We start from the raw sequence: 22,192 nt of genomic DNA on the forward strand, positions 1-22,192 counted from the left end.
CCTGGACGGCCGCGCCCGCCGGGAGGGCCGCGCCGGTGTCAGAGCGCGACCGCAGCCGACTGCCGGGCGATCTCGAGCTCCTCGTTCGTCGGGATGACGAGCACCGCGACACGTGAGGTGTCCGTGGAGACGACCCGGGCCTCCCGTGAGTGCAGCTCGTTGCGGTCGTCGTCGATCTCGATGCCCAGGTGCTCGAGCCCGGCGAGCACGCGGCGGCGCAGCAGCGCGTTGTTCTCCCCGACGCCCGCGGTGAAGACGACCGCGTCGAGCCCGCCGAGCTGCGCCGTGTAGGCGCCCACGTACCGGCGGATGCGGTGCCGGTACACGGCGAGCGCCGACTCGGCGACCTCGTCGCCGTGCAGGGCCGCCTCCTGCACGTCGCGCATGTCGCCGTTGCCGGTCAGGCCGAGCAGGCCGGACTCCTTGTTGAGCATCGTGTCGAGCTCGTCGAAGGACAGCCCGGCCTCGCGGTGCAGGTGGATGAGCACGGCGGGGTCGAGGTCGCCGGAGCGGGTGCCCATGACGAGCCCCTCGAGCGGCGTGAGCCCCATCGAGGTCTCGATCGACCTCCCGCCGTCGATCGCTGCGGCCGACGCGCCGTTGCCGAGGTGCAGCACGATGGTCTTCAGCTCGGACAGCGGGCGGTCGAGGAACACGGCGGCCTGCTCGGAGACGTACTTGTGGCTCGTGCCGTGCATGCCGTAGCGGCGCACCCGGTGCTCCGCGGCGAGGTCCGCCGGGATCGCGTACGTGTACGCCTCCGGGGGCATCGTCTGGTGGAACGCGGTGTCGAACACGGCGACCTGCGCGACGTCCGGGAACACCTGCTTCGCGGCGCGGATCCCCTCGAGGTTCGCGGGGTTGTGCAGCGGCGCGAGGCTGTTCAGCTGCTCGATCTGCTGCTCGACCTCGTCCGTGACGACGGTCGCGCGGTCGAAGTCGGTGCCGCCGTGCACGACCCGGTGGCCGACGACGGCGGGCGGGTGCTCGTCGAACGACGGGCCGACCTTGCCGAACGCGTCGATCATCGCCTGGAACCCGGCGGCGTGGTCGGGCACGGACGCCGAGTCGTTCGACGACGACTCCCCCGTCAGCGCGTTGGTGTGCTTCCAGGCGCCGGACGACTCGCCGATGCGCTCGACGAGTCCGGAGGCGAGCGTGCGCTCGCCCTCGAGCTCGATGAGCTGGTACTTGAACGAGCTCGATCCGGAGTTGACGACGAGGGCTGCGGTCACGGGTGGGTCACTTTCTCTGTCGGACGGGAGGCACGGCGTGCGTCGCGCGGGTCAGGCCGCGTCGGTCGCGGTGCCGGCCTGGATCGCGGTGATCGCGACGGTGTTCACGATGTCGCCGACGAGCGCGCCGCGGGACAGGTCGTTGATCGGCTTGCGCAGGCCCTGCAGGACCGGGCCGATCGCGACCGCGCCGGCCGAGCGCTGCACGGCCTTGTAGGTGTTGTTGCCGGTGTTCAGGTCGGGGAAGACGAAGACCGTCGCCCGGCCCGCGACCGGGGAGTCCGGCATCTTCGTCGACGCGACCGTGGGGTCGGCGGCGGCGTCGTACTGGATCGGCCCCTCGACGAGCAGGTCGGGGCGGCGCTCCCGCACGAATGCAGTGCCGGCACGGACCTTGTCGACGTCGGCGCCGGAGCCGCTGTCGCCCGTCGAGTAGCTGAGCATCGCGACGCGGGGGTCGATGCCGAACTGGGTCGCGGTCTCGGCGGACGAGATCGCGATGTCGGCGAGCTGCTCGCTCGTCGGGTCGGGGATGACGGCGCAGTCGCCGTAGACGAGCACCCGGTCGGCGAGCGCCATGAGGAAGACGCTCGACACGATCGACGTGTCCGGGCGGGTCTTGATGATCTCGAACGACGGGCGGATGGTGTGCGCGGTGGTGTGCTTCGCGCCGGAGACCATGCCGTCGGCCAGGCCGAGCTGCACCATCATCGTGCCGAAGTACGAGACGTCGGTCACGGTGTCGCGGGCGAGCTCGATCGACATCCCCTTGTGGGCGCGGAGCCGGGTGTACTCCTCGGCGAAGCGCTCCCGCAGCTCGGGGTCGAACGGGGACACCAGGTGCGCGGCCTCGAGGTCGAGGCCGAGCTCGGTGGCCCGAGTGCGGATCGCGGCGGGCTCGCCGAGGATCGTCAGCTCGCAGACCTGGCGCTGCAGCAGGCTCGACGCCGCGCGCAGGATCCGGTCGTCCTCGCCCTCCGGCAGGACGATGTGCTTGCCGTACCCGCGGGCCCGGTCGAGCAGGCCGTGTTCGAACATGAGCGGGGTGACGACGCCGGACGGCGCGAGCTGCAGACGGTCGCGGAGCACCTCGGCGTCGACGTGCTGCTCGAACAGGGCCAGGGCGAGGTCGGCCTTGCGGGGCGAGTCCGCCGCCAGGCGGCCGCGCGTCTGCGTGATGCGCAGGGCGGTGTCGTAGGTGCCGAGGTCGTTCTGCGCGATCGGCAGCGAGCTCGACAGCCCCTCGAGCAGTCGGGACACCTGCGGCGCGATCTCGAACCCGCCGTTCAGGATCACCCCGGCGAGGCTCGGGAACGTCTCGGACTGGTTCGCGAGCAGCGTCGCGATGAGCACGTCGCTGCGGTCACCGGGCACGACGACGATGCCGCCCTCGATGAGCCGGGGCAGCACGTTCTCCATGCTCATGCCGGCGACGACGGTGCCGAGGGCCTCGCGGTCGAGCAGTGCCTCGTCGCCGCGGACCAACGTCGCACCGGTCGTCTCGAGCAGCGCGCGGACGGTCGGCGCGACCAGGACGCGGTCCTCCGGGATCGCCCACACGACGACGTCCGGGTGGTCGTCGTGCACGGCGCGCTCGACGCTCGCCACGACGGCGGGCAGGGCGTCGGGGTCGGCGCGGTTGACGACGACGCCGAGCAGCTGCGCGTGCGCCGCGCGGAGCTCGCTCGTCGTGACGTCGGCGACCTGCGCCATGTCCTCCGGGGTGCGTGCGCCGCGCTCGGCGGCGTCGCGGCCTCCGAGCACGAGCAGGACGGGTGCGCCGAGGTTCGCGGCCACCTTCGCGTTGAAGGACAGCTCGGTGGGACTGCCGACGTCGGTGTAGTCCGACCCGAGGACGACGACCGCGTCGCACTGCCGCTCGACCTGCGCGAAGCGGCTGACGATCGTGCCGAGCGCCGCGTCGGGGTCCGCGTGCACGTCGTCGTAGGTGACGCCGACCGCGTCGTCGTACGAGATCCCGACCGCGGTGTGCTGCAGGAGCAGTTCGAGCACGTAGTCCGGCTCGTCGACCGACCGGGCGACGGGGCGGAAGACACCGACCCGGCCGACGGATCGCGCGAGGGTCTCGAGGACACCGAGGGCGACGGTGCTCTTGCCCGTGTGTCCTTCTGCTGACGTGATGTAGATGCGGGTCGACACGTCCCTCAGGGTAGTCGTCGGACACGTCACGACGACTGGGAGGGAGCGCTCCCGCGACACGCGGTCGTGAGCACCCTCGAAGAACCTGTAGCATTGGGTGTCGCCGTCGCGAGACGGTGCCCAGGAGAATTCGCCTAGTGGCCTATGGCGCACGCTTGGAAAGCGTGTTGGGTGCAAGCCCTCGGGGGTTCGAATCCCCCATTCTCCGCCAGAGCGAGCAGGAACGGCTGCGAGCAAGGTCGAAGGGCCCGCGTCACGAGACGCGGGCCCTCCGTCGTCCGACCCGGCGGCACTGGTCCCCCACCCGGCCGACGAGCGTGTCCCCTGTCGACCGCGCACTCCTCGGAATCCGGCTGAACGGGGTGGAACGGGCTGTCCCCGGGCCCCCTCGGTCACCTATGCTGACCCGAGCGGACGGCTCCGGGACGAGTCGACCGCGGTGCACCGAGCGGCAGGGGCGTCGCTCGAGGGGCGGCCCGTCGGCGTGCCCGCCGCACCCGAGGGGACGAGGAGATGCGCATGGGGGACACGACCGTGCCCGCGACACCGAGCCTGCGAGCCGACGTGTACGACGTGGTCCTGCGCCCGCGCCGGTCGCTCGTCCGGTCCACCGCCCTGAGCATCGTGTTCTCCGCCGTTCCGCTCGCCGTCGCCCTGCTCTGGGTCTCGTTCCCGTTCCGCGGGTGGACCGTGGCCGCCGCCGCCGTCCTTGCGGTCGTGGTGGTCGTCGCCGTGGCCTTCGTCCGGCTCAGCACCGCCTACATCGGCATCGACACCGAGGGGCTGACGATCCGCGGTGTGGTCACCCCGCACCGCCGGGTCCCCCGCGACCGCGTGCACAGCCTCGTGCTCGCGACGACGTTCGGCGCCTCCGTCGACCGGACGACCCGGGAACTCGTGGCGTTCGACGCGGAAGGGACGCACCTGTTCCGCATCCGGGCCGACGTGTGGGGCGACCGCGGCCTCGAGCAGGTGGTCGACGCCCTCGGCGTCCAGGTCCTCGACGAGCCCCGGCCCGTCCCCGCCCGGGCGTTCGCCAAGCGCTTCCCGTCGAGCCGTACCTGGTACGAGCAGCGCGGGGCGCACGTCCTCGTCGGTGGACTCGCGGCCGTGGTCGTCGCCGCCCTGCTCTTCATCGAGACGAACGGGCTGCTCGGTGCCTGACTCCGGTGCCTGACTCCGGCGCCTGACTCCCGCGCCTGACTCCCGCGTCTCACACGCCTGCCCGTCGCTCTCAGCGGCGACGACGCAGGGTCGAGAAGATCCCCTGCACGACCTCCTTCGCGATGGTGCGTCCGAGGGACGAGCCGAGCAGCTCGGACAGCGGGTCGTCGGCCTTCCGACTGGTCGTCGTGCGCGTGCTCCGCCCGGACCGGCCCGCCCGCCGTGACGCAGCCGCGCGCTCGGCGCGTTCGAACTCGCGCTGGGCCCGCTCGTACTCCTGCTGGGCAGCGGCACGCTCCTTCGACGCGCGCTTCTCCTGCGCGGCGGCCTCCTTCGCGGCAGCGGCGGCGGTCCGCGCGGCGGCCTCCTCGGCCGCGGCTGCAGCGGCCGCGGCGTCCTTCGCCGCCTCCGCAGCAGCGGCCTCGGCGGCCGCGGCCTCCATCCGGCGTGCCAGGACCTCGCGGGCGGAGTCGGGGTCGACGGGGGTGCCGTAGGTGGCGAGCAGCGGCGACGACGCGACACGGGCCTCCAGGTCCGCCGCCGGCAGCGGGTCCATCGACCCCTGGGGGGCGCGCAGGCGCGTCCACGCGACCGGCGTCGGCGCCCCCTGCTCGTTCATCACGGTGACGATCGCCTCACCCGTCGCGAGCGAGGTGAGCACCTCGCCCAGGTCGTAGTCGCTCGACGGGTAGGTGGACACGGTCGCACGCAGGGCCTTCGCGTCGTCCGGGGTGTGCACGCGCAGCTGGTGCTGGATCCGCGACCCGAGCTGCGCGAGGACGTCGCTCGGCACGTCCTTCGGCGTCTGCGTCACGAAGAAGACCCCGACGCCCTTCGACCGGATGAGCCGCACGGTCCGCACGATCTGCTCGGTGAAGTCGCGCGAGGCACCGCTGAACAGCAGGTGGGCCTCGTCGAAGAAGAACACGAGCTCCGGCTCGTCCTGGTCGCCGACCTCGGGCAGCTCGTTGAACAGGTCGGCCAGCAGCCACATCAGGAACGTCGAGAAGACCTCGGGCTGGTCCTGCACGCCGGGCACCTCGAGCAGGCTGATGATGCCGCGGCCGTCGGGAGCGGTGCGCAGGAACTCCCGGGTGTCGATCTCGGGCGCGCCGAAGAACCGGTCGGCGCCCTTGTCGGCGAAGGTGACGAGTTCGCGCAGGATGACACCGGCGGTCTGCTTCGACAGCCCGCCGAGCTCGGCGAGTTCCGCCTTGCCCCGGTCGCTCACCAGGAACGTCAGCACGCTCCGCAGGTCCGCCAGGTCGACCAACGGCAGTCCGGCCTGCTCGGCGTGGTGGAAGACCAGTCCGAGCGAGGACTCCTGCGTGTCGTTCAGGCGGAGCACCTTCGCCATGAGCAGCGGTCCGAACCCGGAGACGGTCGCCCGTATCGGCACACCCGTGCCCCGTCCGCCGAGCGAGTAGAACTCGGTCGCGCTGGCCGTACCGGACCACTGCTGTCCGATGCCGGCGGTCCGGGCGAGCAGCTTGTCGTTCGGCTCCCCCGCCGCCGCGAGTCCGGACAGGTCGCCCTTGACGTCGGCGGCGAACACGGGCACGCCGTTCGCGGCGATCTGCTCGGCGAGCAGCTGCAACGTGCGGGTCTTGCCGGTGCCGGTGGCCCCGGCGACGAGGCCGTGCCGGTTCAGCATGCCGAGCGGGATGCGGACCTGGACGTCGGGCTCCGCCTCGCCGTTCACGAGGGCGCCGAGTTCGAGTGCGCTGCCCGCGACGGTGTACCCGGCGCGGACGGCGGCGACCGCGTCCGGTCCCAGCGGGGCCACTCCGGCCGGGCCGGGAGGCACGGGGCCGGCCGGCGGGGCGGCCGCCGGCTGCGGGGCGGTCACCTCCACCGCCGGGGCGGCGTCCGGTGCCGGGGCGGCGTCGAGGGGCGGGGTCGCGGCCGGGGCGGCGTCCGGTGCCGGGGCGGCGTCGGGTCGCGGGGTCGCGGCGGACGCGGGCTCCGCGTCGGGGGTGAGCCGGGCCTCCTGGCCGGTGGGTGCCGGGGCGTCGGCGGCGGCGGGCTCCGCGTCGGACGCGAGGCCCTGCTGCGCCGGGGCCGACGTCTGCGCGGCGAGCGCGGCGGCCAGCTCCTCGGCGCGCTGGGCGGCCTGTTCGGCGAGCCGTCGTGCCTCGTCCGCCGCCTGCTTGGCCGCCTCGGCCGCTGCCCGTGCCTGCTCCACCGCGTCGCTCATGCCGCCAGCATATGGACGCGGCTCCGGACGCGGTACGGTCCCGCGCGACCCCGATCCGGTGCGACGAGATCGTCGTCGTGCGACGTCCATCTCGTCGTCCGGGGTCGTCGGGGAGACCACCCGGCCGTACCGACCGCGCCGACCGTACCGACCGCCCGGCTCGTCAGTGCGTGAGCGCCGGCACCGTCTTCGGGCGGACGACGACCCAGAGCACCACGATCGCCATGGCCGCGGTCGAGCCCATCACCATCGCCATCGGCGTCGCGGTCGTGATGCCGAGCCAGCCGACGACCGGCGAGATGAGCCCGGCGACGCCGAAGTTCAGCGCTCCGAGGAGCGACGCGGCGGTCCCCGCCTCCTTGCCGTGGGCGGCGAGGCCGATGACCTGCACGAGCGGGAACGAGAAGCCGCAGGCGGCGATGAAGAACCACAGCGGCACGAGCACGCCGACGAGCCCGGCGCCGAGCTGGTCGAGGACGATGATCGCGACCGAGGCGAGCAGCAGCGTCGCCGTCGAGCACGCCAGGATCCACTGCGGCCCGACGCGCTGGGCCAGGCGCGCGGAGATCTGCACGCCGAGCACGACGCCGACCGAGTTGACGGCGAACAGCAGGCCGTACTGCTGCGCGTCGAGTCCGTACACGCCCTGGAACAGGAACGGCGACGAGCTGAGGTACGAGAACAGGCCGCTGAAGACCATCGCGCCGATGAGCGCGACGCCGACGAAGATGCGGTCCGAGAACAGCGCCTTGTACCGCTGCCCGATGGTCGAGTGCCCGGCCTCCTGGCGGCGGGCCGGCGGCAGGGTCTCGACGATGAGCAGGATCGAGGCGATGACGACGGCGAGGCCGTAGCAGGCGAGGAACACGAAGATGCCGCGCCAGCTGGTGAACCGGAGCATCTGCGAGCCGATGAGCGGCGCGAGGATCGGGGCGAGGCCGTTCACCATCGCCAGGCGCGACAGCATGCGGACGAGCGGCTTGCCGCCGAACAGGTCGCGGACGGTCGCCATCGCGACGACGCCGCCGGCCGCGGCGCCCATGCCCTGCAGCACGCGGAAGACCGCGAGCAGCTCGATGTCCGGCGCGGTCGCGGCGCCGATCGAGGCGCCGATGTGCACCGTCGTCGCCACGATGAGCGGCAGGCGGCGGCCGACCTTGTCGCTCCAGGGCCCGACGAGGAGCTGGCCGACCGCGAACCCGAGCGTCGTCGCCGTCAGGGTCAGCTGCACGGCGCCGTCGGTGACGCCGAACTGCTCCTTGAGCGCCGGGAACGCCGGCAGGTACAGGTCGATGGTGAACGGCCCGAGCGCGGTCAGGGCGCCGAGGACGAAGACGTAGACGAGTCGCTGCCCGCGGGAGAGCGAGTCTCCGGGGTGCAGGACCCGGATCGAACCGGTGGTGGCGGGCGCGGTCACGAGCAGCAGTCCTTCGACCTCGGGGCGGGGAGGGTGATCGCGGCTCGATCGAATCGATTCGTCCGCGGAACCATCCTACGGGTCGCGAGAGCGCTCACGAAGCGGTGCCGCGTGTTGCCGGTGGTCCCGGGGTCCCGCCGGGCACGCCGTGCGGTACCGTCGGACTGCTCGGGGGACTCCCGGCACGATCAGCATCAGAAGGGGGTGGGTGTCATGGTGGACGCCCGGATCCTGCACACGACCGCTGCCCTGCGCGAGGCGATCCTCCGGCTCGCCACCGACCGCCCGGTCTCCACGATCACCGTCGCGGACGTCACCCGCGCCGCCGGCATCAACCGCGCCACGTTCTACTCGCACGCCGTCTCCCCCGGCTCGCTGCTCGCCGACGTCCTGACGCCGGAGCTCGACCGCATCCGCGAGGACGACGCCGCAGCCCGACGCGCCGCTGCCGCCCGGGGCGCGGACGCCGCCGAGCTCGCCGCCATCACCCGCCGCGGCATCAACGCGGTCGTCGAGCACGTCACGGCCCACCGAGACATCTACTGCAAGGCCCTGCCCGACCCGAACGACGCCTCGCTGCACCGCTTGCTCGTCGAGCACTTCACCGTGTCGAGCGCCCAGCACATCCACGAGCTCGACCCGTCGTCACGTCCGCCGCTGCTCGACGACGTCGCCGCCGGCTTCGTCGCACAGGGGTTCGTCGGCGCCATCGAGGCCTGGCTCGCCGGCCCCCGCCGCTCCCGCAAGGCACTGGTCGAGACGATCACGCTGTCGTTCCCGGCGTGGTGGAACTGACCGCTCGCTAGTCGTCACCCGCGTCGTCGGGCGACGGCTTCTCGCCGCGCTGCAGGGACCGGACGACGTCCACCGCGGTGGCTGCGAGCGCCGCGTCGTCGGCCTCGCCCGGCACCCGGTAGTCGGCGGAGACGCCGTCACCACCGGTGCCCGTCGCGGGCAGCGGGTCGCCGAGCGACACCACCACGACGCCGGCGTCGTGCGCGGTCCGGACGACACCGGTCAGCGCGGAGGCGTCGGCGGCACGGACCAGCAGCGCCTTCGCGCCGGAGCGGACGAGCCCGGCGACCGCCGAGCGCTGGGCCGCCGCAGCGCCGGATGCCGGTGCCACCCGGACGACGGGGCGGAAGCCGGCGTCCCGCAGGCCGGTGCGCAGCTCGGTGGCGAGCGCGGCGTCGTCGTGGACGACCACGACCCCGATGACGGCCTGCTGGTCGAAGCCGCCGTCCGAGCTCGTCAGGTCGGTGCTCTGCACGGGCGTGGGCGCGACGGAGGTCGTGCCCTGGCAGCCGGCGAGTGCCAGGACCGTCACCAGGGCGCCGACGGCGACGACGGAGCGCATGCGGGCCACGCTACCCGCCCGTCCGCGGCGCCGGGACGGGTCCGAGTCGCCGGACCGCCGCGATCGCCAGTGCGGCGAACAGGATCATGGCGCCGAAGATGAGCGGGAAGGCGACCGTCCCCTCCGCGCCGCCCGTCGCGGTGAACAGCAGGCCGGTGGCGGCGAGGCCGATGACGCTCCCCGAGGCGTCGGCGATCGTCAGCGCCGAGCTCGCGAAGCCGTCATCGCCCTCGCCGGAGAAGCGCAGCGTCAGCATCGAGGTCCGGGGGTAGATCGCCCCCATGCCGGCACCGCCGACGAACCAACCGGCCACGAGCACCCACCACGGCAGGTGCAGGGCGGCGACCGCGAACGCCGTCAGCAGGCTCACGAGCACCAGGGCGAGCCCGACGCCGAAGGTGCGCTGCGCGGTCAGGCGCTCCTCGCCGGCCTTCCCGTGAGCCCAGCTCGCCCCCGCCCAGCTCAGCGCGGCGACGGTGAGCGCGAGCCCGGCGGTGGAGGGCTGCAGCCCGTGCTCGGCCTGCAGCAGGAAGGGCACGTAGGCCTCGCTGCCGAAGAACGACGCCGCCATCAGGCCGCGCAGCAGCACGACCGACGGCAACCCGGCCGCCGCGCGGAAGGTGCCGGTGGGCAGCAGCGGCCGGAGCGCGAACCACGTGCCGACCAGGCCGACCGCGACGGCGGCGACCATCCCCCACGGGGTCAGGTCCGGGGCGACGTTGAGCAGCAGGATCGCGACCGCGGCGGCGACCGACCACCCGATCCGGGTCCGCTGCCACGGCGGTCGCAGGGCCTCGGCGGGCGGGTGCAGGCGGCCGAGGGTCGGCACGAGCAGGGTGAAGGCGGCGACGGCGATCACGAGCGCGCCGGCGAACACCCAGTGCCAGTCCCACACGTCGGTGACGATGCCGGCCAGCGCCGGTCCGACGAGCGCCGGCACCACCCAGGCGGCGGCGAACCCGGCGAACACCGGGCCGTGCAGCTCGGCGGGGAAGATCCGGGCCACGAGCACGTAGAGCACGACGTCGATCGCGCCCGCGCCGAAGCCCTCGATGAGCCGGCCGACCAGGAAGACCGTCATCGTCGGGGCGGTCATCACCACTGCGGTGCCGGCCGCGAAGAGCAGCGCCGACACCCACGCGACGACGCGACCGCCCGCGCGGTCCGTCCAGTTGCCCGCCAGCACCATGCCCGGCACACCGGCGGCCAGCGGTGCGGCGAACGCGAGCGCGTACAGGGCCTCGCCGTCGAGGTCGCGGCTGATCACCGGCATGATCGTCGTCATCGCCAGGTTCTGGAAGGCGGCGACGCCGACGATCGCGACCATGCCGATCGTCGCGAGGGCGTGTCCCCCGCCGAACAGGCCCGTCCTCGTCGCCGTGGTGCTCACGGTTTCATCGTAGGGGTGCCCGGCGACGCCGCCGGCCGGGACCGGTGACGGTCAGCGCGCGAGCGCCTGCTGCACGTCCGCGATGAGGTCACCGGCGTCCTCGATGCCGACGGACAGCCGCACGACGTTTTCCGGAACGGCGAGCTCGGTGCCCCGCACCGACGCGTGCGTCATCTCGCTCGGGTAGCCGATGAGCGACTCGACCCCGCCGAGCGACTCCGCCAGCGCGAACAGCTCGGTCGACTCCGCGAACCGCTTCGCCGCGGCCGGCCCGCCGGCGAGCGCCACGGACAGCATGCCGCCGAACCCGCGCATCTGCCGGGCGGCGACGTCGTGCCCCGGGTGGTCGGACAGGCCCGGGTAGTAGACGCGCTCGACACCGGGCGCGGCCACGAGCGCCTCGGCCACGGCCTGCGCGTTCGCGGAGTGCCGCTCCATCCGGACGGCGAGCGTCTTGATGCCGCGCGTGGTCAGGAACGCGTCGAACGGCGACGAGATCGCGCCGGCACCGAACTGCAGGAACTGCACCTTCGCCGCGAGCTCCTCGTCGGCGAGCACGACGGCGCCGCCGACGACGTCGGAGTGGCCGCCGAGGTACTTCGTCGCCGAGTACACGACGACGTCCGCGCCGAGCGACAGCGGCTGCTGCAGGTACGGCGACGCGAAGGTGTTGTCCACGACGACGACCGCGCCGGCCTCGTGCCCCAGGGTGGCGAGGGCTGCGATGTCGGCGATCTTCATGAGCGGGTTCGTCGGCGTCTCGACCCAGAGCACGGTCGCGTCCGGCGCGTCCTGCAGCGCGGCGCGCACCTGGTCGAGCTCGCTCATGTCGACGACGACGAGCTCGACGCCCCACGGCACGTGCAGGCGGCTGACCAGGCGGTGCGTGCCGCCGTAGACGTCGTTGCCCATCACCACACGTGCGCCGGGCGACAGGACCGACCGGAGCAGGGCGTCCTCGGCGGCGAGGCCGGAGGAGAACGAGTACGCGGCGACGCCGCCGTCGAGGTCGGCGAGCAGGGCCTGCAGGCCGTCGCGCGTCGGGTTGCCGGAACGGGAGTACTCGTAGCCGTTCCGCATGCCGCCGATGCCGTCCTGCACGTACGTCGAGGTCACGTGGATGGGCGGGATGACGGCGCCGGTGGCGCCGTCGGGCTCCTGGCCGGCGTGGATGGCTCGGGTGCTGAACTCGGTCATGGGTGTTCGTTCTCCAGGTCGGGTCGGACGGGAGGCGCGGGTCGCGCCCGTCACGGGCGGTGCGTCGCGGACGCCGCCGGGTCTACTCGGACAGGTAGGTGAGCAGGTCGTGTCGCGTCAGCACCGTGACGGGCTTGCCGTCCTCGACGACGAGGAGCGCGTCCACCGTCTCGAGCGCCCGGCGTGCGGCGGAGACGGACTCCCCCACGCCGATGAGCGGCAGCGGGTCGCCGACGAACCCGCTCAGGGCGTCGGTCATCCCCGCGGCACCGGTGAAGACCTGCTCGAGCAGGTCCTTCTCGGCGACGGCGCCGATGACCTCGCCGATGACGACGGGCGGCTCGGCGGTGAGCACGGGCATCTGCGAGACGCCGTACTTCGACATGATGTCGACGACGTCGCGCACGGTGTCGGCCGGGTGGGCGTGCACGAGGTCGGGCAGGCGTCCGTCCTTGCCGGCGATGAGCGACCCGACGGTGCGGGCGTCGTCGGTCTCGGCGAAACCGTAGGAGCGCATCCAGCGGTCGTTGAAGATCTTGCCGAGGTACCCGCGGCCGCCGTCGGGCAGGAGCACCACGACGACGTCGTCCTCGGTGAGGTCGCGGGCCGCCCGGAGCGCGGCGACGACCGCCATGCCGCTCGAGCCGCCGACGAGCAGGCCCTCCTCGCGGGCGAGGCGTCGGGTCATCGCGAACGCGTCCGCGTCGGACACGGCGATGACCTCGTCGGCGATGTCCGGGTCGTAGGCGCCCGGCCAGAAGTCCTCGCCGACGCCCTCGACCAGGTACGGACGGCCGGTGCCGCCGGAGTACACGGAGCCCTCGGGGTCGGCGCCGATGATCCGGACGCGACCGCCGGAGGCCTCCTTGAGGTACTTGCCGGTGCCGGAGATGGTGCCCCCGGTGCCGACGCCCGCCACGAAGTGGGTGAGCTGCTCCTCGGTGTCGCGCCAGATCTCCGGGCCGGTGGTCTCGTAGTGGCTGCGCGGCCCGTTCGGGTTCGCGTACTGGTTCGGCTTGTAGGCGCCGGGGATCTCCTGCACCAGCCGGTCGGACACCGAGTAGTAGGACTCCGGGTGCTCCGGCGCGACCGCGGTCGGCGTGACGACGATCTCGGCGCCGTAGGCGGTGAGCACGTTGCGCTTGTCCTCGCCCACCTTGTCCGGCAGCACGAACACGCACCGGTACCCGCGCTGCTGCGCGACGAGCGCGAGCCCGACGCCGGTGTTGCCGGAGGTCGGCTCGACGATCGTGCCGCCGGGCCGCAGGTCGCCCGAGGCCTCGGCAGCGTCGATGATCCGCGTGGCGATGCGGTCCTTCGAGGACCCCCCGGGGTTCAGGTACTCGACCTTCACCAGGACGGTCGCCCGCACCCCCTCGGTGACGCGGTTCAGCTTGACGAGCGGGGTGTTGCCGACGAGGTCGACGACGGAGTTCGCGTAACGCACGCCCGCGAGTCTACGTCGCGCTGACCGCCTGCTGTCGGCTCGTGACGTGCGCGGACATCGCCGCGGAGCCCTCGGCCCGGCGACGCGACGCGGTCAGCTGCCGACCGACTCAGCGGGGGCGTTCTGCTGCCGGTGCAGCTCGGCGTACGTGCCGTCCAGCGCCAGGAGTTCGTCGTGCGTCCCCTGCTCGACGATCTGCCCGTGGTCGAGCACGAAGATGACGTCGGCGTCCCGCACCGTCGACAACCGGTGGGCGATCGAGATCGTCGTGCGCCCGGCCGCTGCCGTGTCGAGCGCGGTCTGCACCACCCGCTCCGAGATCGAGTCGAGCGCACTGGTGGCCTCGTCGAGCACGAGCACCGGCGGGTCCTTCAGCAGCACGCGCGCGATCGCGATCCGCTGCTTCTCGCCGCCCGACAGCCGGTACCCGCGCTCCCCCACCACCGTGTCGTACCCGTCCGGGAACGACGCGATGGTCTCGTGGATGTTCGCCGCCCGCGCCGCCCGTTCGACCTCGTCGTCGGTGGCGTCCGGCTTCGCGTACCGCAGGTTGTCGGCGATCGTCGCGTGGAACAGGTAGGTCTCCTGGCTGACGATGCCGATGTGGCGCATCAGGTCCTCGTGCTCGAGGTCGCGGACGTCCTGCCCCGCGAAGCGGACCGAACCGGTCGTCGCCTCGTACAGGCGGGGCACCAGGTACGACACGGTCGTCTTGCCTGCCCCGGAGGGTCCGACGAACGCAGCGAACTGCCCGGGCCGGAGCGCGAAGGACACCCCGCGCAGGGTCGGCTTGTCGGCCTCGCCGTCGGGGTAGGTGAAGGTGACGTCCTCGAAGGCCACGTGCCCGACGGCCGCCTGGTCGATCGGCTTCGCCGTCGGCGAGTCGGTGATCGCCGGCTCGAGGTCGAAGTACTCGAAGATGCGGGCGAACAACGCACCGGACGTCTGCAGGTCGAGCACGACCCGGAGCAGGCCGACGGTCGGGAACAGCAGCCGCGACTGCACGGTCGTGAAGGCGACGATCGTGCCGGCGGTGATCGGGACGTCCCCGATGATCAGCCACGCGGCGACCAGGTAGATGATCGCCGGGATGATCGACAGGAAGATCTGCACGATCGCGAAGAACCACTGGCCGGACATCTGCTGGCGGACCTGCAGGCTGATCTGGTTGCGGTTCTCGTCGCCGTAGCGCTTGGTCTCGCTGCGCTGCTGGTTGAAGCTCTTGGCGAGCAGGATGCCGGAGACACTGAGGGCCTCCTGCGTGATCGCGGTCATGTCGGAGAGCGACTCCTGCGTCGCCGAGGCGATCCGCGCCCGGACCTGACCCACCCGGCGCTGGGCGATGACGAGCAGCGGCAGCAGGACCACCGCCACCAGCGTCATCTGCCAGCTGAGCAGCAGCATGGCGACGAGCGCGGCGATGACGGTGACGGTGTTGCCGAGCACCGACGAGATCGTGTTGTTGAGGACGCTCGCCACGCCGCCGACGTCGTTCTGCAACCGGGACTGGATCACGCCGGTCTTCGTGCGGGTGAAGAAGGCGAGCTCCATGCGCTGCAGGTGCCCGAACAGGCGCATCCGCATCGCGCCCATCACCTTGTTGCCGACCGTCGCGGTCAGGTACGTCTGCCAGACGCCGACCCCGGCGCTCGCGATCCAGAGGAAGACCATCGCGGAGACGAGCTCGACGAGCACCGGAACGTTCGGCCGGCCCGACGGCGGGAAGAGTCCGACGTCGAAGGCCTTCTGCGTGAGCAGGGGCGGCACGACCGAGATCGCGGCCCCCACGAGCACGAGCACGACCGTCAGGACGATCGCCCGGCGGTGCGGCACGAAGAGCCCAGCGATGCGGTGCAGCAGGTGCGGGATCTTCGGCGCCTCGGCGTTGGCGGCCTTCTGCGCGCGGAAGTCGCCGCTCGAGATGCGGCCGCCGCCGCGCGGTCCGCCGCCCCCGCCGCCGCGCATCCCGTGGCCCATGCTCATGGGGCCAACGCTATCCCCGTCCCGTGACATCGGTGTCGCCGGTGCATTTGACCCCTCTCAGGGGGCGTGCGAGCATGTGCCGTCCCCGTCCCCGCACCACCGAGGTCCCATGTCGTCCGCGCCCTCCCGTCCCACGTCCCTGCGGGCGCAGCTCGCCCGCCGCAAGCCGATCGAGCAGCTCCAGGCCGAAGCCGCGGCGGGGGTCGACGGCACCCCGCTGCGCCGGTCCCTCGGCGTCTGGCACCTCACGATGATCAGCGTCGGCGCGACGCTCGGCACCGGCATCCTCGTGGTGCTCGGCACCGCCGTGCCGCTCGCCGGCCCCGCGGTGTGGATCTCGTTCGTGGTCGCGGGCATCGCGGCGCTGCTGTCGGCGCTGTCGTACGCCGAGATGGCCGGCGCTGTGCCGACCTCGGGGTCGAGCTACTCGTACACCTACGCGACCATGGGCGAGGGCATCGCCTGGGTCTGCGGCTGGTGCCTCGTGCTCGAGTACGCCGTCTCGGTCGCGGCCGTGGCCGTCGGGGCGAGCGAGTACGTCGACGAGACCCTCCGCGTGTTCGGCGCGCACCTGCCCACCGCGCTGTCGGCGCCTCCCGGCGAGGGCGGTCTGGTCAACCTGCCCGCAGCCGTCCTGGTGCTGCTGGCGACCGTGGTGCTGCTCCCCGGCGCCCGCGAGAGCGCCTGGGTGAACACGGTCATGGTCGTCGTGAAGATCGCCCTGCTCGTGTTCTTCGTCGTCGTGGCCTTCACCGCGTTCCAGGCCCGGAACTTCGAGCCGCTCGCCCCCATGGGCGCCGCCGGCGTGACGGCTGCCGCGTCCCGCCTGTTCTTCTCGTACATCGGCTTCGACGCCGCCTCGACCGCCGGCGAGGAGGCGAAGAACCCCCGCCGCGACCTCCCCCGCGCCATCATCGGCTCGATCGTCCTCATCACGGCGCTCTACATCCTGGTCGCCGTGGCTGCGATCGGCGCCCGTTCGTGGACCGACTTCTCGTCGACCGAGGCCTCGCTCGTCCGCATCGTCGTCGACGTCACCGGCCAGCCGCTCGTCGCGCTCGTGTTCTCCGTCGGCGCCGTCGTCGCCATCGCCAGCGTCGTGCTGACCGTGCTCTACGGGCAGACCCGCATCCTGCTGACGATGTCCCGCGACGGGCTGGTGCCGAAGGTGTTCGGCCGGGTGTCCCCGCGCACCGGTACCCCGATCGCGAACACCCTCATCATCGGCATCGCCGTGACGATCGTCGCCGCGCTCGTCCCCCTCGGCGAGCTCGCCGACGCCACGAGCATCGGGACCCTCGTCGCCTTCGCCCTGGTGAACGTCTCGGTGATCGTGCTCCGACGCTCCCGGCCGGACCTCGAGCGCTCGTACCGCGTGCCGCTCTTCCCCGTCGTCCCGGTCCTCGGCGCGCTCAGCTGCGTCCTCCTCGCGGTGTTCCTCGGCGCCACGACGTGGATCGCCTTCGGCATCTGGATGCTCGCCGGCGCCGCGCTCTACCTGGTCTACGGCCGCCGCCACAGCACCCTGCGCTGACGCGCGAGGCGGGGGCCCGCGGTCCGGTCCACGCCCGGTCCCGTCCGTTCCGGTCCGATCCGCGAAAGCGACAGTTCTCCGCGAACGTTCCGCGCCGCGCTGTCGCTTTCCGGTCCGCGCCGGTCCGATCGGTTCGGTTGGTCCGGTCGGTCCGGTTGGTCCGATCCGGTTCGCGCCGGTCCGGTCGGTCCAGTCGGTCCGGTTGGTCCGATCCGCGAAAGCGACAGTTCTCCGCGAACGTTCCGCGCCGCTCTGTCGCTCTGCCGGGAGGCCCGCCCCACCTTCCGCGAGACGTGTCGCCCTGGCAGCACAGCCACTCGGCGAGCTCGTCCGCCCCCCCCCGGCTCACCGGCACGGCACCCCGTGCTCGCGGAACAGCGCCCGAAGCCGCTCCGGGTGGTGCACGTGCTCCCAGTACACCCGCACGAAGCCGTTCACCTCGGGGCGGGCTCGGATCCGGTCCTCGCGGCGCTTCTCGTCCCAGGCGGTGTCCTCCGGGGTTCGCCCGTGCAGCATCGCCGGGTCCTCGTACTTCTGCCGACCGTCGAACTCGACGACGATGCCCTCGCGTGGCAGCCAGAAGTCGACACGGGCCACGCGGCCGTCCGCGAAGCGGAACTCGTGCTGCGGTTCCATGTCCGGGCATCCGAACTCGGCCGCCCGGACCGCGAGGTACGACTCGCCCACGGACTCGTGACGGACGTCGCAGGTCGCGAGGGCCTGCTCGAGCCGGACCGATCCCCAGGGTCCCACGCTCGCTGCGAGGTCCTCGAGGACCTGGTGTTCGACGCCCCTCCGGAGCGCGTGGTCGAGCGCGACGACGGCACCGGCGAGCGAGTCGCGCCGCGCCGTCTCGACCGCGGTGTGAGCGAGGTCGGCGACCCGCACGCCCTGGAAGGACCGGTCGGTCTGGATGACCCCTCCGCTGTGGACGGTCAACCCGACCCGGTGCAGGTCGTGGTCGAGCCCCGGCACGGTCACGTGCACCCGTTCCGGCCAGGGGCCGAGGCGAGGACAACCGTGGACGGCCGCGGCGGAGTCGAGCACGAAGACGGCACCCGGCCGGAGCAACGGGACGACTGCACGCATCCGGACGAGGTACTGCGACCGCCGGTCGAGCACGTCCCAGGCGGACCGTTCGACGTACACGCCGTGTCGCACCCGGACCAGCTCGCCGGCGCGCTGCCGTCGCTGGAGGAAGCGTGCCGCAGCGCGGTCGAGCGGGTTCGTGCGGAGGAGGTCGATCGCGTTGGCAGGATGCATGCCAGCACCCTGTCGCCGAGTGCCGCGGTGCGCGGGCCCGGTCACTGATCTGTGGAGAACTCCTGCTCGACCGGAAGCCCCGATGGTGCCGCCATCGCGACGCTGCTCGGCCCCGGCGCACCGTTCATCCCGCCGACGCGACACTCTGCCGCGAACAGTTGGCGGCAGACTGTCGCTTGCGCGGAACACTCCACCGCCCCGAACACGACGAAGGCCGCCGCCCCCGAGGGGGCAGCGGCCTTCGTGACCGAAACGGTCGAGACTACGCGAGCTCGATCGTGGCGCCGGCGCCCTCGAGCGTCTCCTTGGCCTTGTCGGCGGTCTCCTTGTTGACACCCTCGAGGATCTTGGCGTCGGCGGTCTCGACGAGCGCCTTGGCCTCACCGAGGCCGAGCGACGTCAGGCCACGGACCTCCTTGATGACCTGGATCTTCTTGTCACCAGCGGACTTGAGGATGACGTCGAACTCGGTCTTCTCCTCGACGGCCTCGGCCGGGGCAGCAGCGCCGGGGGCGGCGGCAGCGGCGACCGGGGCGGCCGCGGTGACCTCGAAGACCTCTTCGAACTTCTTCACGAAGTCCGAGAGCTCGATGAGCGTGAGCTCCTTGAAGGCCTCGATGAGCTCGTCCTGCGAAAGCTTCGCCATGATTTTCTCCTACTACTCAGTAAAACGTGTGGTTGTGGAACGCGAGCCTGATCAGGCCGCGGACTCCTGCTTCTCGCGGAGGGCGTCCACGGTGCGGACGGCCTGCGAGAGGGGGGCCTGGAACAGGTACGCAGCACCGAACAGCGAGGCCTTGAAGGCGCCGGCGAGCTTGCCGAGCAGGACTTCACGGGACTCGAGGTCGGCGAGCTTGTCCACCTCGGTCGCGGAGAGCGGGTTACCGTCGAAGTAACCACCCTTCACCACGAGCTCGGGGTTCGCCTTGGCGAATGCACGCAGCGACTTCGCGACGGCGACGGTGTCACCGTGGACGAAGGCGAGAGCGGACGGACCGGCGAGCTCGTCGTCGAACGACGAGATGCCGGCGTTGTTCGCCGCGATCTTGGTCAGCGTGTTCTTCACCACGGCGTACGTGGCGTGCTCACGGATCGAGTTGCGGAGCTCCTTGAGCTGCGCGACCGTGAGACCGCGGTACTCGGTGAGCAGAACGGCGTTCGAGCTACGGAAGGACTCCGTGAGCTCGGCGACCGCAGCTTCCTTGTTCGCCATGGTTCTCCTTGGGGGTCTTGCCGGCAGCCCCGGGTCCACGAACGAAAAAAGCTCCGGCGCAGAGGCTCGGAGCTGCTCACACCAGATGGTGGGAGTGGTTCGGAACACCTGCGCGGGATGCCTCACGTGTGAGGACCTTCGGTTGCGGCGCAAGCGCAGCAACATCCGGCGGTCTTTGGCTTCGAGAACAGTACCAGATGCGGTGGACGAGACCAAACGGCGGACGGGCGTGCCCAGCTGGGCGGCGATGCGAAGCGTTGCGCTGGGCACGCCGACCGAGCCTGCGAGGGAGGACGGGGCAGGCCCGCCCCGCGCCTCCCGACCGACACGGCCGGCACACCGCTGGCGCGTCGCGCCGGACCGGCGGCGTGGGCCCGGTCGGTCAGCGGGTTGCGTCCACCGCGGCGGGCGTCTCGGCCCACTCTGCCGTTTGCTCGACCCGGGTCGGCGCCACCGCCTGCTCGGTCGGCAGGTGCACCGTGAAGACCGTGTCGCCGGGCTCGCTCGTCACCGCGACGGTGCCGCCGTGGGCCTGCACCACCGCGTCGACGATGGCGAGCCCGAGGCCCGTCGAGCCGACGGACCGCGACCGCGAGCTGTCGGCGCGGGCGAACCGTTCGAACAGCTTCGGCAGGAACTCCGGGTCGATCCCCTGCCCGGTGTCCCGCACGGTCAGGTCGACCCCGCCGTCGCCCGGTGTGATGCCGACCGTGATGCGGGTGCCCTCGGGGGTGTGGGTCCTGGCGTTCGTCACCAGGTTCACGATGACCTGGTGCAGCCGGGCGGCGTCGCCGACGACCGAGACCGGCTCCGGGGGCACGTCGACCTCGATGACGTGGTCGGGCGACGCCGCGTGCGCGTCGTTCACGGCGTCGAGCACCAGCCCGGTCAGGTCGACCTCGGCGAACTGGATCTCGCGGCCCTCGTCGAGGCGGGCGAGCAGCAGCAGGTCCTCGACCATCGAGGTCATCCGGATCGACTCGGACTCGATCCGTCCCATCGCGTAGACGACGTCCTGCGGCAGGTCGCCGCCCATCCGCCGGGTGAGCTCGGCGTAGCCGCGGACCGAGGCGAGCGGCGTGCGGAGTTCGTGCGAAGCGTCCGCGACGAACTGCCGCACCTTCTGCTCGGAGCGTTCACGGGCCTGCATGGCGTTCCCGATGTGCCCGAGCATCCGGTTGAACGCGGCGCCGACGCGGCCCACCTCGGTGCGGGGGTCGGTGTCGGGCACGCGGACGCCGTCCAGCGCGTCGCTGCGGTCGAGCGGCAGCCGGGTGACCGTCGAGGCGGCCTCGGCGACCCGTTCGAGCGGGCGGAGCGACCGGCGGACGACGACCGCGGCGACGACGGACCCCGCGACCAACGCGGCCGCGACGACCGCCACCACCACCCAGAACAACTGCCACACGCTGTCGTAGACCGGCGCCATCGGCAGCCCGACGACGAGGACCGCCGGCCCGACCGTCACCGCGGCGATCCGGTAGGCACCGAGGGTCGAGCCGAGGTCGACCGTCGCCGGCGGCGCGCCGACCCGGACGGTACCGAGCGCCGCGGCGCTCGACCGGGTGATCGCGCTCGGTCGGCCGTAGTCGTCGAGCACGTTCGCGATGACCACCTGGCCGTCGACGAAGTAGGCGGTCAACGTGCCGACCGCCTGCCCGGACGGCCGCGACAGGTCGATGCTCGGCTGTCCGGACGGGTTCTGTTGCAGGTACCGCTGCGCACGGTTCGTGGCACCCGTGATCTGCTTGTCGATCGCACTGGTCTGGATCGAGGACAGCGCGATGATGCTGCCCGCCCCGATGACCGCGCTCACGGCGACGACCAGGGCGACGATGCTCAGGACGAGCCGGCGCCGCAGCGTCACGAGGTCGGCTTGATGACGTACCCGACGCCACGCACCGTGTGGATCATCGGGGTCTCACCGGCGTCGATCTTCTTGCGCAGGTAGGAGATGTAGATCTCGACGACCGAGGACTTGCCCCCGAAGTCGTACGACCACACGCGGTCCAGGATCTGCGCCTTCGACAGCACGCGTCGCGGGTTCCGCATGAGGAACCGGAGCAGCTCGAACTCGGTGGCGGTCAGCTCGATCGACCGGCCGGCACGGGACACCTCGTACGACTCCTCGTCGAGCACCAGGTCGCCGACCACGATGCGGGAGTCCCCCGCCTCGGAGATCGAGATCTGCGAGCGACGGATGAGGCCGCGCAGCCGCGCCACGACCTCCTCGAGGGAGAACGGCTTCGTGACGTAGTCGTCGCCACCCGCGGTGAGGCCGGTGACGCGGTCCTCCACGCTGTCCTTGGCGGTGAGGAACAGTACCGGGGTGTCGTCGTTGTTCTGCCGCATCCGGCTCAGCACCTGCAGCCCGTCGAGGTCCGGCATCATCACGTCGAGCACCATCGCATCGGGCTTGAACTCCCGCGCCGTCGTCAGGGCGTCCTGCCCGCCGTTCGCGCTCTTCACGTCCCAGCCCTCGTAGCGGAGCGCCATGGACAGCAGGTCGGTGAGGCTGGCCTCGTCGTCGACGACGAGGATGCGCAACGGGGTGCCGTCGGCACGGGTGAGACGCGGGGCTGCTGCGGGCTGGGAGATGGTCACGTCTTCGAGTATCGAGACGTTCCTATGAGCG

At 72.2% G+C, this 22,192-nt stretch carries 17 protein-coding genes and 1 tRNA gene; 4 read left to right on the top strand and 14 right to left on the bottom strand.

Annotated elements, in window-relative coordinates:
• Nucleotides 1-38 precede the first annotated feature (38 nt).
• Complete coding sequence (locus BIU97_RS14405) at nt 39-1,235, bottom strand: acetate/propionate family kinase (protein WP_071261255.1); 1,197 nt, start codon at nt 1,233-1,235, stop codon at nt 39-41.
• 51 nt (nt 1,236-1,286) lie between these two features.
• Nucleotides 1,287-3,395 carry a phosphate acetyltransferase gene (gene pta, locus BIU97_RS14410; protein ID WP_071298020.1) on the bottom strand — a complete coding sequence of 703 codons (2,109 nt, stop codon included), beginning with the start codon at nt 3,393-3,395 and terminating at the stop codon, nt 1,287-1,289.
• A 123-nt stretch (nt 3,396-3,518) separates the two neighbouring features.
• Here pta and BIU97_RS14415 point away from each other — a divergent pair.
• Nucleotides 3,519-3,606, top strand: a tRNA-Ser gene (locus tag BIU97_RS14415).
• Nucleotides 3,607-3,914: 308 nt separating this feature from the next.
• Nucleotides 3,915-4,559 carry a hypothetical protein gene (locus tag BIU97_RS14420; protein WP_071298021.1) on the top strand — a complete coding sequence of 215 codons (645 nt, stop codon included), beginning with the start codon at nt 3,915-3,917 and terminating at the stop codon, nt 4,557-4,559.
• Nucleotides 4,560-4,629: 70 nt separating this feature from the next.
• Here BIU97_RS14420 and BIU97_RS14425 read toward each other — a convergent pair whose 3' ends face one another.
• Together BIU97_RS14425 and BIU97_RS14430 are read right to left on the bottom strand one after the other, a co-directional pair.
• The gene (locus tag BIU97_RS14425) at nt 4,630-6,756 is read right to left on the bottom strand and encodes a helicase HerA-like domain-containing protein (RefSeq protein ID WP_175472461.1); all 2,127 of its coding nucleotides are present in this window, start codon (nt 6,754-6,756) and stop codon (nt 4,630-4,632) included.
• Between the two features lie 163 nt (nt 6,757-6,919).
• The gene (locus tag BIU97_RS14430) at nt 6,920-8,173 is read right to left on the bottom strand and encodes a multidrug effflux MFS transporter (RefSeq protein WP_175472462.1); all 1,254 of its coding nucleotides are present in this window, start codon (nt 8,171-8,173) and stop codon (nt 6,920-6,922) included.
• 213 nt (nt 8,174-8,386) lie between these two features.
• Between BIU97_RS14430 and BIU97_RS14435 the strand changes: the two genes are divergently transcribed.
• Nucleotides 8,387-8,968, top strand: coding sequence for a TetR/AcrR family transcriptional regulator (locus BIU97_RS14435; RefSeq protein ID WP_071261249.1), 582 nt, complete (start codon nt 8,387-8,389; stop codon nt 8,966-8,968).
• Between the two features lie 7 nt (nt 8,969-8,975).
• Here BIU97_RS14435 and BIU97_RS14440 read toward each other — a convergent pair whose 3' ends face one another.
• The 5 genes from BIU97_RS14440 to BIU97_RS14460 all read right to left on the bottom strand — a co-directional run bounded on the left by BIU97_RS14440 (nt 8,976) and on the right by BIU97_RS14460 (nt 15,547).
• Nucleotides 8,976-9,530, bottom strand: coding sequence for a substrate-binding domain-containing protein (locus BIU97_RS14440; protein WP_139196061.1), 555 nt, complete (start codon nt 9,528-9,530; stop codon nt 8,976-8,978).
• A 10-nt stretch (nt 9,531-9,540) separates the two neighbouring features.
• Entirely contained in the window at nt 9,541-10,920 is a 1,380-nt protein-coding gene (locus BIU97_RS14445) for an MFS transporter (protein ID WP_071298023.1), read from the bottom strand.
• A gap of 51 nt (nt 10,921-10,971) precedes the next feature.
• Complete coding sequence (locus BIU97_RS14450; protein WP_071261240.1) at nt 10,972-12,117, bottom strand: cystathionine gamma-synthase; 1,146 nt, start codon at nt 12,115-12,117, stop codon at nt 10,972-10,974.
• An 82-nt stretch (nt 12,118-12,199) separates the two neighbouring features.
• Nucleotides 12,200-13,564, bottom strand: a complete 1,365-nt coding sequence (locus BIU97_RS14455) for a cystathionine beta-synthase (RefSeq protein WP_071261236.1) — start codon at nt 13,562-13,564, stop codon at nt 12,200-12,202.
• Nucleotides 13,565-13,657: 93 nt separating this feature from the next.
• Nucleotides 13,658-15,547, bottom strand: a complete 1,890-nt coding sequence (locus BIU97_RS14460; protein ID WP_441294399.1) for an ABC transporter ATP-binding protein — start codon at nt 15,545-15,547, stop codon at nt 13,658-13,660.
• Between the two features lie 109 nt (nt 15,548-15,656).
• Between BIU97_RS14460 and BIU97_RS14465 the strand changes: the two genes are divergently transcribed.
• Nucleotides 15,657-17,081 carry an amino acid permease gene (locus BIU97_RS14465; protein ID WP_071298025.1) on the top strand — a complete coding sequence of 475 codons (1,425 nt, stop codon included), beginning with the start codon at nt 15,657-15,659 and terminating at the stop codon, nt 17,079-17,081.
• Nucleotides 17,082-17,426: 345 nt separating this feature from the next.
• Here the strand turns inward: BIU97_RS14465 and BIU97_RS14470 are convergent, their stop codons facing one another.
• The 5 genes from BIU97_RS14470 to BIU97_RS14490 form a co-directional block, all read right to left on the bottom strand.
• Nucleotides 17,427-18,344: a type IV toxin-antitoxin system AbiEi family antitoxin domain-containing protein gene (locus tag BIU97_RS14470; RefSeq protein ID WP_071261232.1), complete on the bottom strand. Its 918-nt coding sequence runs from the start codon at nt 18,342-18,344 to the stop codon at nt 17,427-17,429.
• A 262-nt stretch (nt 18,345-18,606) separates the two neighbouring features.
• Nucleotides 18,607-18,990, bottom strand: coding sequence for a 50S ribosomal protein L7/L12 (gene rplL / locus BIU97_RS14475; RefSeq protein ID WP_071261227.1), 384 nt, complete (start codon nt 18,988-18,990; stop codon nt 18,607-18,609).
• Nucleotides 18,991-19,041: 51 nt separating this feature from the next.
• Entirely contained in the window at nt 19,042-19,557 is a 516-nt protein-coding gene (gene rplJ, locus BIU97_RS14480; protein WP_070418388.1) for a 50S ribosomal protein L10, read from the bottom strand.
• A gap of 382 nt (nt 19,558-19,939) precedes the next feature.
• On the bottom strand, nt 19,940-21,424 hold the full coding sequence (locus BIU97_RS14485) for a sensor histidine kinase (RefSeq protein ID WP_071261225.1): 1,485 nt from the start codon (nt 21,422-21,424) through the stop codon (nt 19,940-19,942).
• Nucleotides 21,421-22,161 carry a response regulator transcription factor gene (locus tag BIU97_RS14490; protein ID WP_139196062.1) on the bottom strand — a complete coding sequence of 247 codons (741 nt, stop codon included), beginning with the start codon at nt 22,159-22,161 and terminating at the stop codon, nt 21,421-21,423. The genes BIU97_RS14485 and BIU97_RS14490 overlap by 4 nt, the downstream gene beginning before the upstream one ends.
• Nucleotides 22,162-22,192 lie beyond the last annotated feature (31 nt).

The sequence above is a fragment of the Curtobacterium sp. MCBA15_009 genome (assembly GCF_001864895.1).
GTDB lineage: Bacteria > Actinomycetota > Actinomycetes > Actinomycetales > Microbacteriaceae > Curtobacterium.